The organism is Streptomyces polyasparticus, from assembly GCF_014493765.1.
Classification (GTDB): Bacteria; Actinomycetota; Actinomycetes; order Streptomycetales; family Streptomycetaceae; genus Streptomyces; species Streptomyces polyasparticus.
The window spans coordinates 285,523-297,947 of record NZ_JACTVJ010000004.1 but is presented as its reverse complement, the minus strand read 5'-3'; the positions used below and the strand labels follow the sequence as shown (position 1 = coordinate 297,947).

Annotated in this window: 12 protein-coding genes; 8 read left to right on the top strand and 4 right to left on the bottom strand. The window is 71.7% G+C overall.

Annotation, left to right across the window (positions count from 1 at the left end; all coding sequences use genetic code 11):
• Positions 1-100: 100 nt before the first annotated feature.
• Positions 101-484 carry a tetratricopeptide repeat protein gene (locus H9Y04_RS05680; protein WP_187812550.1) on the top strand — a complete coding sequence of 128 codons (384 nt, stop codon included), beginning with the start codon at positions 101-103 and terminating at the stop codon, positions 482-484.
• A gap of 29 nt (positions 485-513) precedes the next feature.
• Here H9Y04_RS05680 and H9Y04_RS05675 read toward each other — a convergent pair whose 3' ends face one another.
• The gene (locus tag H9Y04_RS05675) at positions 514-1,632 is read right to left on the bottom strand and encodes an ABC transporter substrate-binding protein (RefSeq protein WP_236070605.1); all 1,119 of its coding nucleotides are present in this window, start codon (positions 1,630-1,632) and stop codon (positions 514-516) included.
• 171 nt (positions 1,633-1,803) lie between these two features.
• Between H9Y04_RS05675 and H9Y04_RS05670 the strand changes: the two genes are divergently transcribed.
• The 3 genes from H9Y04_RS05670 (at position 1,804) to H9Y04_RS05660 (ending at position 3,119) form a co-directional block, all read left to right on the top strand.
• Positions 1,804-2,067 carry a DUF6343 family protein gene (locus H9Y04_RS05670; RefSeq protein WP_187812548.1) on the top strand — a complete coding sequence of 88 codons (264 nt, stop codon included), beginning with the start codon at positions 1,804-1,806 and terminating at the stop codon, positions 2,065-2,067.
• A 96-nt stretch (positions 2,068-2,163) separates the two neighbouring features.
• The gene (locus tag H9Y04_RS05665) at positions 2,164-2,577 is read left to right on the top strand and encodes a cupin domain-containing protein (protein WP_187812547.1); all 414 of its coding nucleotides are present in this window, start codon (positions 2,164-2,166) and stop codon (positions 2,575-2,577) included.
• A 98-nt stretch (positions 2,578-2,675) separates the two neighbouring features.
• The gene (locus tag H9Y04_RS05660; RefSeq protein WP_187812546.1) at positions 2,676-3,119 is read left to right on the top strand and encodes a DoxX family protein; all 444 of its coding nucleotides are present in this window, start codon (positions 2,676-2,678) and stop codon (positions 3,117-3,119) included.
• A gap of 99 nt (positions 3,120-3,218) precedes the next feature.
• Here H9Y04_RS05660 and H9Y04_RS05655 read toward each other — a convergent pair whose 3' ends face one another.
• Complete coding sequence (locus H9Y04_RS05655; protein ID WP_187812545.1) at positions 3,219-3,794, bottom strand: RNA-binding S4 domain-containing protein; 576 nt, start codon at positions 3,792-3,794, stop codon at positions 3,219-3,221.
• Positions 3,795-3,963: 169 nt separating this feature from the next.
• Between H9Y04_RS05655 and H9Y04_RS05650 the strand changes: the two genes are divergently transcribed.
• From H9Y04_RS05650 to H9Y04_RS05635, 4 genes are all read left to right on the top strand, one after another.
• Positions 3,964-6,312 (top strand): xanthine dehydrogenase family protein molybdopterin-binding subunit, encoded by a 2,349-nt coding sequence (locus tag H9Y04_RS05650; protein WP_308800869.1) that lies wholly within the window; start codon positions 3,964-3,966, stop codon positions 6,310-6,312.
• A gap of 12 nt (positions 6,313-6,324) precedes the next feature.
• Positions 6,325-6,780 carry a (2Fe-2S)-binding protein gene (locus H9Y04_RS05645; RefSeq protein WP_187812544.1) on the top strand — a complete coding sequence of 152 codons (456 nt, stop codon included), beginning with the start codon at positions 6,325-6,327 and terminating at the stop codon, positions 6,778-6,780.
• A gap of 60 nt (positions 6,781-6,840) precedes the next feature.
• Positions 6,841-7,719: a helix-turn-helix domain-containing protein gene (locus H9Y04_RS05640; RefSeq protein ID WP_187812543.1), complete on the top strand. Its 879-nt coding sequence runs from the start codon at positions 6,841-6,843 to the stop codon at positions 7,717-7,719.
• An 83-nt stretch (positions 7,720-7,802) separates the two neighbouring features.
• On the top strand, positions 7,803-9,179 hold the full coding sequence (locus tag H9Y04_RS05635; protein WP_187812542.1) for an alpha/beta hydrolase: 1,377 nt from the start codon (positions 7,803-7,805) through the stop codon (positions 9,177-9,179).
• Between the two features lie 91 nt (positions 9,180-9,270).
• Here the strand turns inward: H9Y04_RS05635 and H9Y04_RS05630 are convergent, their stop codons facing one another.
• Both H9Y04_RS05630 and treB read right to left on the bottom strand, forming a co-directional pair.
• Positions 9,271-10,944 carry an alpha,alpha-phosphotrehalase gene (locus tag H9Y04_RS05630; RefSeq protein ID WP_187812541.1) on the bottom strand — a complete coding sequence of 558 codons (1,674 nt, stop codon included), beginning with the start codon at positions 10,942-10,944 and terminating at the stop codon, positions 9,271-9,273.
• Positions 10,941-12,398, bottom strand: coding sequence for a PTS trehalose transporter subunit IIBC (gene treB, locus H9Y04_RS05625; protein WP_187812540.1), 1,458 nt, complete (start codon positions 12,396-12,398; stop codon positions 10,941-10,943). The genes H9Y04_RS05630 and treB overlap by 4 nt, the downstream gene beginning before the upstream one ends.
• Between the last annotated feature and the right edge of the window lie 27 nt (positions 12,399-12,425).

Genomic DNA, 12,425 nt, shown 5'->3' with positions numbered 1-12,425 from the left:
GCGGCGTGCGGATGCCCGGATGCCCGGCTCGTATGTCCCGTATGGAATAGCGCTGGAGCGACGGGCGTTGTAGGTGATCGGCAAGCGGAAGGATGACGGCGTGTCTTTGGACAATGGACGTGGACGGACCCCGGAGACGGACGTCATCGACTTCCGTGCCGCCGAGCAGCTGCTCGACGCGCGGGATCCCCGCGGTGCGATCAAGCTGCTCGACTCGGTGATCGAGGCGCATCCCGAGCACACGGCGGCGCGGCTCCTGCGCGCCCGTGCCTTCTTCGCGGGGGCCCAACTGCGCGCCGCGGAGCTGGAGTTCTCCATCGTGCTCGAGCGTGAGCCGGACAATGCGTTCGCTCATTTCGCGCTGGCCCGCACCTACGAGCGCATGAACCGCCCCGGCCCCGCGAAACGGCACTTCCGCCTCGCGGCCGCGCTCGATCCGCAGCCGCAGTATCTGGCGGCGGCGCGCTTCGACGAGGCCGGGTAGTCCCTTCACGAGGCCGTTCAGGAGGCCCCTCAGGGCGCCGCTGTCCGCAGGACCCGGAAACGGTCCGGGGCCGCGGGGTCGCGGTCGGTGATCTGGACGGGCGGCCACGCCCACTGCCAGACGCCGATCCCCGGGGCGCGCGAGAAACGGACCGTGCCCCGCGTGCCCTCGACCGCGAGCTGCGGCCAGGCATCGGCCACGCGCTTGCGCTCCGTCCCGTGTGTCCGCAGCACCTCGGCGAGCACGGTGACCGTGTCGTACCCCTCGAACGCGACGAACGAGGGCGCCGCGCCCAGGCGTTGACGCAGCAGCCCCTCGACCCGGCTGCCCAACTCGCCCAGTCGCGCGGGCAGATAGCGCAGGAACGGGATCCCCGCCCCGTCGGCGCCGAGCAGCTCCGCCCACTGAGCGAACTCCGGCTGCCCCGCGGGCGCGCCGAGCAGGACCTCGCCCAGGCGCGGATCGCTGCGGACCGCCCGTACGAGCGGCACCGCGGGCTCGGGAGTGCCGACGAGGAGCAGCAGCGCCGTCGCCCCGCTGTCCGCGAGTGCGTCGCAGACGCCCGCAGGGCCGAGCGCGACCGGATCGAGCTCGATGACGCTGCCGCCGCGCGGTGCGACATGCTCCCGGACGATACGAGTCCCCGCGGCCCAGTAGACGCTCGGCTGTGCCGCCACGGCGATCCGGCGGTGGCCCGCGTCGAGCAGGAAGTCCGCATACAGCCGCCAGCCGACGGACTGTGCCGGGGACAGGCGCGCGACCCACTGCGTCGGCTCGTCCGTGAGCGCGTCGAGCACACCCGACGTGCACAGGTACGGCAGCCCCAGGGCGTCCGCCCGGCCAGCGGCGGCGCGGGCGACCACGCTGTGGTACTCGCCGGCCAGGGCGGCCACGCCCAGCGCATCGAGCTCCGCCGCGGCCGCCTCCGCCCGCTGCGGATCGGCCGCCGTGTCCCGTACGAGCAGTTCGAGGGGGCGGCCGTCGATCCCGCCGCTCTCGTTGACCTCGTCGACCGCCAACTCGACGCCGGCGAGCAGCTGTTGGCCCGCCTCGGTCCAGCCGGGCCTGGTCAGCGGGGCGAGGACGCCGATACGGACGGGGGAGCCGGGGGAGTCGTCATGCCCTGCCGGGCTTGCCTGGGGAGCCATGTCGGACATTGCATCCGGGAGCTCGCCGTACGGCAAGGGATTAAGTGCCGCGCGGGAGCCAGTTGGCCGGGCTTCGGCCGCCCGGCGGGCGCATCCCGGCGGGTGCATCCTGGAAGGAGAGCGCCCGCCCACGCTGAGCTGAGCGGCGGGAGGCCAGGGAGGTGAGCCGTGATGCGTACAGGCAGTGAGCCGGTGACCGCGCGCAGTCCGCTCAGGATGCGTTTCTGGCTGAGTCTGTGGGGTGTGGTGTGGGCGATCGCCGGTACGGTCGCGTTCGCCCTCGCGGGCCGGACGGGCTGGGCGGTGGCCTGCGGGCTGCTGTGGCTGGTCATCACGGTGGACCTGGCGATGGTGCTGCGGCACATCCGGCAGGGTCCGCACTATCAGCCGGGGCGCGACGTCCCGCCGTACGAACCGGACCGTGGGGGGCGATGAGTCCCAGAGGGCCGGTGAGCCTCGGCCGGTTCCGTACGGGATTCCGTGTCAGCTCCGTACAAGACTTCCGTCCGGCGCCGGCCCGAAGCTGGACGCATGGACAACAGCACGGCGAAGCCCGCCGCACCCGTGAACCTGACCGAAGCCCTCGCGTCCTTCCAGGACGTCTACAGCCCGCGGATCGTGGCGCGGATGAACGACTACGACGTCCGCATCGCCCATACCGAAGGCGAGCACGTCTGGCACGTCCATGAGGACACCGACGAGTTCTTCCTCGTCCTCGACGGGCGCTTCGACATCGCGCTGCGCGACGCGGACGGGGCGGAGTCGACTGTCGTGCTGCACAAGGGAGATGTGTTCGTGGTGCCGCGCGGCACCGAGCACAAGCCGTCCTCGCCCGGCGGGTCGATCCTGATGTTCGAGCCGTCGGGGACGGTGTCCACCGGGGACCGCTTCGAGGGCGAGCTGCCGGAGCATGTGGACAGCACGGCCGGACGCGAACTGGTCTGAGAGATGTCGGGCCACACCGATGAGTTGGGGCCGTACCCCCGGTCCATCCCTGTGACAGCGCAACCAAGCGCCCGCCCTCGCATCACAAGGAGCAGCTCATGTCCGAGGCCACTCTTCCCGCGTCCGCCACTCTCGCCGCCCCCGCCGCCGTCCAGCGCAGCCGCCGTGCCACCGTCGCGTTGCACACGCTGCGGATCGCGCTCGGGCTGTTCTTTGCGATCGCCTCCGCGTCCCCGAAGCTGACGGCTCATGTGTCGGCGACCGAGCCGTTCGACAAGATCGGGTTCGGCGACTGGTTCATGTACGCCATCGGGGGTCTCGAACTGGCCGGTGGAATCGCCCTGTTGATCCCGGTCCTGTCCGGGGTCGCCTCACTCGCCTTCGTGGGCCTCATGGTGGGCGCCTTCAGTTTCTCGCTCGCCTTCCTGGGCGGCGAGTTCTGGTACACGCCGCTGATCCTCATCGTGCCGCTGCTCCTGATCGCGCGGGCGCAGCGGGATCAGACGGTGCGGCTCTTGAAGGCGGTGCAGCGCCGGGTGTGATGCCCGGGCTCCGGCCGCGTGGCCCGGCCCGTCGGATACGTCCGGCGGTCCGGGCCCTCGGCATGCGTACGGGCCTTTCGGCGCGCGTACGGGCGTCACTCAGCGGGAGCGGCGGCCCTGATCGCGCCGGGACGTGCGGGAGTCGTCGGGGTGTGACCTACGGGAGTCGTCGGGGCGGGACCTGCGGGAGTCGCGCCCGCGGCCGGACTTGGTGTCCGGTGCTTCCGCGGTGACCGGGTCGAAGGCGCCGAGGGCCGCGGCCAGGTCGGGCGAGGCGGGGCCCCGCAGGCGCTCCATTTCGCGGCGGTCGCGCTTGGTCGGGCGCCCGGCGCCGCGGTCGCGGATGCCGGCCGGGGCGACGGCCTCGCGGGGCGGCGGCGGAGGGCTGTTGTCCTGGTAGCACTCCACGGCCACCGGGGCGCCCACGCGCTTGCGGATGATCTTCTTGACGATCACGACCCGCTCGCGGTGCTCGGCCCGCAGGCGCACCTCGTCGCCCGCCTTCACGGGCTGTGCGGGCTTGGCGCGCTCGCCGTTGACCCGGACATGGCCCGCACGGCAGGCCGCGGCCGCGGCGGAGCGGGTCTTGAGCAGGCGGACGGACCAGATCCACGCGTCGACCCGGACGCTGCCGCTCTCGGAGAGTCCGGAGGCTCCGGAGGGATCGGAAGTCATGCACCGACCCTAATGGGCGCGGCCGCGGGCTGTGATCCGGTGGGGCGGAAGTGGTGCGGAGGTGGACGACACGGCTTCCGGGGCATTCCCCGCCACCCGCCTTGCTGACAGTCTGTCAACTGCCGCGTGCGGTCCGGCACGCGCTGTCCCTTCGCCTGGAGCCCTCGCCGTGACCGAGAACGCCGAGCACGCAGAGAGTGTGGAGCACACGGAGCCCGCCGAACTCGCAGAAGGTGCGGAGCGCACCGAGCTCGCAGAGAGCGTGGAGCGCACCGAGCCCGCCGAGCTCGCAGCAAGCTCGGAGCGCACCGAGGCCGCCGAGCCCGCCGAGCCCGCAGCAAGCGCGGAGCGCCCCGGCGTCGGCCGGCGCCGTTTCCTCGCCCTCCTGGTCGCCGCGCCCACCCTCACCGTCGCCGTCCAGCTCGACCCGCAGGCCGCCCCCGCCGCGCCCCTGCCCGAGCTGCCCGACCTCGGCGACGTGCTCAACCTCGCCGCGCTGCCGACCTCGCATCTGCTCACCCTGAAGGTCGCCGAGGATGGCACCGTCGACTTCTGGCTGCCGCGCGAGGAGGTCGGACAGGGCCTCACCACCGCGGTCGCGATGCTGGTCGCCGAAGAGCTGGACACGCCCCTGGAGAAGGTCCGCGTCCATCTCGACAAGGCGCGCCCCGAGCTGGTCTTCAACCAGCTCACCGGCAGCTCCAACTCCATCCGCTCCCTCTACGACCCGGTCCGCACCGCCGCCGCGGCAGCGAGGCAGCGCCTCGCCTGGGCGGCGGCGCTGCAGTGGGGGACCGACCCCGAACGGGTCACGACGCGCGACGGCCGGGCGCACCTCGCCGACGGGCGCTCCGCCTCGTACGGGGAACTGGCCCGCGCGGCGAGCAGCGACCGTGCCGCCGAGCAGCCGGTCGCGCTCAAGCCCCGCGCCGCACACCGGCTGATCGGCCGCCCGACCTCCCGTATCGACGCGAGAGCGCTCGTCACCGGCAAGCAGCAGTACACGCTCGACCTGGACATCCCCGGCGCCAAGCCCGCCATGGTGCGCCGCCCGCCCACGCTCCGCGGCACGGTACGCCGGGTCCGCAACGCGGCCGCCGTCGAGGCCCTGCCCGGAGTGCTCGCCGTCGCCACCATCCCGACCGGGGTCGCCGTCGTCGCCGAGACCTTCGGGCAGGCGCTCGCCGGGAAGGAGGCCCTGGACGTGGAGTGGGGGCCCGGGCCCGTAGACGAACTCGACGACGAGACGCTGCGCGCGAAGCTGCGGGGCGCTGTGGCGCACGGGTTCCCGCCGCTGCTCGGCCGGCATCTGGACGCGGAGTTCGACTTCGCGCCCGTCAGCCACGCACCCCTGGAGACCAACTGCGCGGTCGCCGACGTGCGCGACGCACGCGCCACCGTCTGGGCCCCGGCCCAGTCGCCGATCGCCGCCCGCAAGGCCGTGGCCGACGCGATCGGGCTGCCGGACGCCCTCGTCGAGCTGCATGTGGTGCAGGCGGGCGGTTCGTTCGGCCGCCGGCTCTTCCACGACGCGGCGATCGAGGCCGCCCAGGTGTCGAAGGCGGTACGGCGGCCCGTACGTCTGATGTGGTCGCGGATCGACGACATGCGGCACGGCCGGATGCGCCCGCCCACGCATCACAAGCTGCGGGCGACGTACGCGGCCGGCGCGCCGCTGTCGTTCCGGCACCGGATGGCCTCGGTCGCGATGGACGTACGGCACGGGTTCGGCGATGCGCTCACGGCGGGCCTGACCGGCCTTCCGCTGCTCGGCGAGGCCACCGCGCAGGTCATGTTCGCACTGTCCCTGCGCTCCCCGTACGACCTCGGCGCCACCCGGCAGACGCTCACCGAGCTGCCGGTCGCCCTGCCCACGGGGTCGTGGCGCAGCGTGTACTCGGGAACGGGGCGCGCGGCCGAGGAGATGTTCGTCGACGAGCTCGCCGAGCGGCTCGGACAGGACCCGGTCGCCTTCCGGCGGGCCCGGCTGAAAACGGCCGCGCAGCGGGCCGTGCTCGACAAGGCGGCGGGCGGCTGGGGACGCGAGCTGCCCGAGGGGTGGGCCCAGGGGGTCGGCTTCCACGAGGAGTACAAGTCGCGCACCGCCTGCGTCGTCGACCTCGACGCCACCGACCCGAAGGCGCCGCGTGTGATGCGGGCCGTGATCGCGGTGGACGCGGGGCGGGCCGTCAACCCGCGCGGGATCGAGGCGCAGATGCTCGGCGGGCTCACGGACGCCATCGCCACCACCCTGCGGGCGGGACTCCACCTCGACAAGGGCCTTCCGCTGGAGGGCAGTTACTCGCAGTTCCACTACGCGCGCCAGCGCAACTCCCCGTACGAGGTGCAGGTCCACGTCCTCGACGGCGGACCCGAGGCGGAACCCGGCGGGATCGGCGAACTGGGTGTGCCCGCGCCCGTCGCGGCGATCGCCAACGCCTACGCCCGCGCCACCGGGCGCCGGCCCCGCAGCTTCCCGATCGACGCGCGCATCGACTTCGAACCCTTTCCCCGCTGAGGAGTTGGACCCATGCCGGACCAGACGTTCACCGTGAACGGCGAGACCGTGACGGTCGACGCCCCCGACGATCTGCCGCTCCTGTGGGTGCTGCGCGATCTGCTCGGGATCCGCGGCCCCAAGTACGGCTGCGGAATCGATGTCTGCAAGGCCTGTACGAGCCATCTCGACGGCGAGGCCTTCAACCCCTGCGCCACACCCGTGGCCGCGGTGGCCGGCCGCTCCGTCACCACCATCGAGGGCCTCGCGGACGGCGACCGGCTGCACCCCGTACAGGAGGCGTGGCTCGAGCAGGACGTCGCGCAGTGCGGGTTCTGCCAGCCGGGCCAGATCATGGCGGCCGTCGCGCTGCTCAAGCGGACCTCGGAGCCCACCGACGCGGAGATCGACGAGATCGCCAACGTCTGCCGCTGCGGTACGTACGTCCGTATCCGCGAGGCCATCAAGGCGGCCGCCGCCAGAATGTGACCCCTTGCCACCTCGCCCGCACCGCCCCGCGCGCGGCACGATGGCGCGGGGGGTGGGCCCATGGGCTTACGGGAGTTGTGCGAGGACGGCGGGTGGACGGAGGCGCAGCGGGCGCGCGGCGGTCGCGGGCGGCGGGTGCTGCGGCTGCCCGGGGTGCATGTGGTCGACACCGAGTGCTGCACCGACCACAAGGGCTTCTTCGGGCCCGGCTACAAGACCGGTCACGGCGTGGTGCTCTCGCGGTCCGGGGCGTACCGGTGGCGGCAGCAGGGCGAGGAGTCGTGGATGGACGCGACCGCCGGCTATCTCGTACGCCCCGGCGACGAGGTGTTCACCGCGCATCCGCTCGGCACCGGTGACCGCTCGACCGAGATCGCGCTGAGCCCGGAGGTCTTCGGCGAGCGCTTCGACGGAGGGGACGGCCGGCGCAAGCTCGTCATCACGGGCCGCACCGACCTGCGCCACCGGGCACTGATGGCCGCGATACGGCGGGGCACCGACGACTTCGAACTCGCCGAGCGGCTGCACCAGTTGCTCGACGAGGTGGCCGCGAGCACCGGCTGCGGGGGCTATGACGGCACGCCGCCGCTGCCCGCGCAACGGGTCCATCAGCGGCTCGTCGCCGATGTGTGCGCGGCCCTCGCCACCGGGTCCCTGAACGGCTCCCTCGACGCGCTGGCCGCCCGCGTCGGGGCCTCGCCGCACCATCTGAGCCGGGTGTTCCGGCGGGTCACGGGCCGGACCCTGACCGAGTACCGCAACGAGCTGCGGATCCGGGCCGTGCTCCAGGACATCGAGGACGGCCGCGGCGGTCTGCGGGCCCTCGCGGCCGCGTACGAGTTCGCCGACCAGGCGCATCTGACCCGGGTGATGCGCCGCCATACGGGGGAACCTCCCAGCGCCGTACGGGAGTTGCTCGGGTGCGGACGGGTGAAGTGAGCATGAATGTCCAACGCCGCGCGACCGGGGGCCTTCGAGAATGGCGGCCGACGGACAGCACTTCGGCTTCCCGGGGGACGCTCATGGCTCACACTCGACGCGCCGGCCTGCTCGCGGCGGCGCTGATCACGATCGCGGCCTGCACCGGCGCCGCACCGCCGGCGGAGGGAGCGGCGCAGGCCGGGCCGCGCCTGACCGACCCGCGGCCCTGCCCTGAACTCACCGACGTCACCTGCTCCGACCTGGTGGTGCCGCTCGACCGGAGCGGCAAACAGCCCGGCACCCTGAAACTCCAGGTGGCGACCGGCAACAACACCGACGCACCGCGCGGAGTGCTCCTGCTCCTGACCGGTGGTCCCGGGCAGCCGGGTGTGGAGTTCTACAAGTCGATGGCCGAGCGGCTGCCCAAGGCCGTCAAGGACTACCGGCTCGTGATGATCGACCAGCGCGGCACGGGCGGCACGGCCGTCGACTGCCCGACGCTGCAGAAGGAAGTCGGCGGCAGCGACACCACCCCGCCGAGCCGCGCCGCCGTCGACGAGTGCGCCCAACTCCTCGGCAAGAACCGGAACTTCTACCGTACGGCCGACACCGTCGCCGACTTCGAGGATCTGCGCCGCGCCCTGAAGGTGCCGTCGATGACCCTGGACGGCGTCTCGTACGGGACGTTCACGGCGGCGCAGTACGGGCTGACGTACCCGCGGCACACCAAGCGGCTCGTCCTCGACTCGGTCGTGCCGAGCGACGGGGCCGGCGCGCTGTACGAGGACTCGCTGCACCACGCCCGTACGGTGCTGCGGACCGCCTGCAAGGAACAGGCCTGCGGATTCGACCCGGCGAAGGATCTGGCGGAGGTCGTGCGCAGGGACGACAACGGGGTGCCGGTCTTCGGCATGCTCGTCGTCGCCAGCATCATCGACCCGAAGCTGAACAACCCCAACTTCCGGATCCTGGACGCCATCCACAGCGCGGCGGGCGGTGACACGGCCCATCTGAACGGCCTGGTCGCCGGCTTCAACGACCCCAGCGGAACCCCGCCGGCCAAGTTCAGCGCGGGGCTGCACGCGGCCACGCTGTGCGCGGACACCCGCTTCCCGTGGGGCGGCGCCTCGGCTCCCGTGGCGGGCAGGGAACAGGCGCTGCGCAAGGCCGTCCAGGGCATCAAGCCCTCGTACACCTGGCCGTTCGAACGGAAGACGGCCGGTGAGCAGGGCATTCCGCAGACGTGTCTGCCCTGGCCGCGCTCGGTGCCCAACCCGGCGCCGCCGCACACGAAGCTGACGATGCCGGTGCTGCTGCTTCACGGCGACCGCGATCTGTCCACGCCGGTCGTCTGGGCCGAGGAGCTGGCGGCGAAGACGCCCAAGGGCGAACTGGCCGTGATCGAGGGCGCGGGGCATTCGGTGCAGCGGCGCAGCGATGCCGGGGCGCGGGCCGCGGAGGCGTTCCTGCTGCGGTGACGGAGCCGTTCCTGCCGCGTCAGGGGGACGCGGCAGGTGCGAGGGGGACGGGGGAGCGGGGTGCGCACGGGGGCGCGCCCCGCTCAGGCGTTCAGCCCCGCCGCAGCCACATCCCCGCCTGGTACGGCCGCAGTGTCCCCGAGGTCGGAGTGCCGGACGCCTGCGGGTAGTTGGTGAGCAGCTGCAGCCAGCCACCGCCGTCGAGGACGCCGGGACGGTCCCACGGCACCGGCGTACCCGAGAAGTTGGCGACGACGAGCAGCTCGTCGGCGCCATGGCGGCGGACATACGACCACACGCGGGGATCGGCCGGATCCAGGTCCGTGTAGTCGCCGTGCACGAGGACGTCGAGCTCCTTGCGCAGCGCGATCAGGCGCTTGTACGTGTGGAAGACGGAGTCCTCGTCCTTGACGGCCGAAGCCGCGTTCAGCGCACCGGAGTTGCCGGCCGGACGCAGCCAGGGCGTGCCCGTGGTGAAGCCGCCGTTGACGGTGTCGTCCCACTGCATGGGCGTCCGGCCGTTGTCCCGGGACTTCGCGGCGAGCACGTCGAGGATCCGCGCCTCGGGTACGCCGGCCGCGATCCGCTCCTCGTACAGGTTGAGCGACTCCACGTCCCGGTAGTCGCCGATCGAGCGGTAGCCCGGATTCGTCATGCCGAACTCCTCGCCCTGATAGACGTACGGAGTGCCCTGCATGCCGTGCAGCACCATGGCCAGCATCTTCGCGCTCGGCCCGTGCAGCTCGCCGTCGTCGCCGAAGCGGGACACGATGCGCGGCTGGTCGTGGTTGCACCAGAACAGAGCGTTCCACGCCCGGCCGTGCATCCCCTGCTGCCAGTGCGCGAAAAGCCGCTTCAGCTCGACGAGGTCGGGCGGCGCGACCGTCCACTTGTCGCCGCCCGGGTAATCCACCTTCAGGTGATGGAAGTTGAACGTCATCGACAGCTCGCGGCCCGAGGCGTCCGCGTACTGCCGGCAGTGCTCCAGGGTCGTCGAGGACATCTCGCCGACGCTCATCAAGCCGTAGGGGCGCAGCGCCTTGCCGCTGAGTTCCTGGAGATACGCGTGGACCTCGGGGCCGTCCGTGTAGAACTCGCGGCCGTCCGTGTCCGGGGCGTCCGGCAGCCCCTGCGTCTTCGAGATCAGGTTGACCACATCGAGCCTGACCCCGTCCACGCCTTTGCGGGCCCAGAAGTGGATGACGTCCCGGACTGCCGAACGCACCCTGGGATTCGCCCAGTTGATATCGGCCTGCTCGGGCGCGAACAGGTGCAGGTAGTACTCGCCCGAACCCGGCTCGTAAGTCCATGCGCTGCCACCGAACTTCGAGCGCCAGTTGTTCGGCGGACCGCCGTCGGGGGCGGGCGCGCGCCAGATGTAGAAGTCGCGGTAGGGGCCTTCGGGGTCCTGTACGGCCGCGCGGAACCACGGGTGCTCGGTGGAGGTGTGGTTGAACACCATGTCCATCACGAGCTTCATCCCGCGCGCGTGCAGTGCGGTGACCAGATCGTCGAAGTCGGCCATCGAGCCGTACGCCGGGTCGATGGCGCAGTAGTCGGCGACGTCGTAGCCGTTGTCGACCTGAGGGGAGCGGTAGACCGGGGTCAGCCAGACCGCATCGACGCCGAGCTCGGCCAGGTGGCCGAGGCGGCGGATCACTCCGCGCAGATCGCCCGTGCCCGAACCGGTCGTGTCCTGGAAGGACTTGGGATAGATCTGGTAGACGGTGCCGGTCTGCCACCAAGGCGTCGGTGCGGTGCTCATGCGTCGGCCTCCGCGAGGGCCTCGCGGGCGGCGGCACGGCGCGAGAACACGATCACCAGGGCGAGGGCTACGGCGATGGCGACGGCCATCGCGAGGGCGTACACGACCCAGTACTCGGGCTTGATCGAGAGGATGCCCGGCAGCCCGCCGACACCGATGCCGTTGGCCATCACTCCCGCGATCCCGCAGATCAGGGCCGCGGACGCCGAGCCGATCATGGCGGCCAGCATCGGGTACTTGAAGCGCAGATTCAGTCCGTACATCGCGGGCTCGGTGACACCGAGATACGCGGAGATCGCGGCCGGGACGGCGAGTTCACGGGTCTTGCCGCGCTTCGCCACGATGATCATGCCGACCACGGCGGAGGCCTGGGCGATGTTGGAGAGCGCGATCAGCGGCCAGATCGGAGTGCCGCCGATGTCCTGCATCAGCTGCAGGTCCACCGCGTTGGTGGTGTGGTGGATGCCGGTGATGACCAGGGGCGCGTAGAAGAAGCCGAAGACCACCGCGCCGACGGGCGCGAAACCGCCGGTCAGCATCGCCTTCGCGCCGTTGCCGACGAGGTCGCCCAGCTCGCGGCCGAGCGGGCCGAGCACGACATGGGCGAGCAGCACCGTGGAGACGAGCGCCACGAACGGGACGACCACCTGGTAGAGCGCGTTCGGCACGATCTTCTTCAGCCTGAGCTCGATGAAGGCGAGGGCGAGACCGGCGAGCACGGCCGGGATGACCTGCGCCTGATACCCCACCATCGGGATCTCGGCGAAGCCGAAGTCCCAGACCTTCGGGGTGTCCGTGCCGATCGCGTACGCGTTCATCAGCTGCGGCGAGACGAGCGTGATGCCGAGGACGATGCCGAGGATCTCGGTGCCGCCCATCTTCTTCACGGTGGCCCAGCAGACGCCGACGGGCAGGAAGTGGAAGATGGCCTCGCCGAGCAGCCACAGGAAGTCGTACGTGCCCTGCCAGAACTGGCTCGACTCGGCGAGCGTCCGATCGCCGAACTTGATGTCGCCGATGACATTGCGGGCGCCGAGAATCAGACCGCCGGTGATGATCGCGAACAGCAGCGGCACGAAGATCTCGGCCAGATGCGAGATGCCGCGCTCCCACCACGCCATGTTGGCGCGCGCCGCCTTCTTCGCCTCGTCCTTCGAACCGGCGGCCTGCGCACCGAGCAGCGCCGTGAGCTCCTTGTGGAACTCCTCGACCTCGCTGCCGATGACCACCTGGAACTGGCCGCCCTGCGCGAACGAGCCCTTGACGGCCGGCAGTTGACTGATCTTCTGCGTGTCGGGCAGCGAGGGGTCGTCCAGGACGAACCGGAGCCGGGTCAGACAGTGGCTGACGGTGGCGACATTGCCGGCGCCACCGACAAGATCCACCAACTCCCTCATCTGCGTGGTGATGTCACCGCTGCCGTGTACTGCGGCGCCCTGCTCCGTGACGGTCATTCTCGGCACCCTTGTTCTCGTTCATGG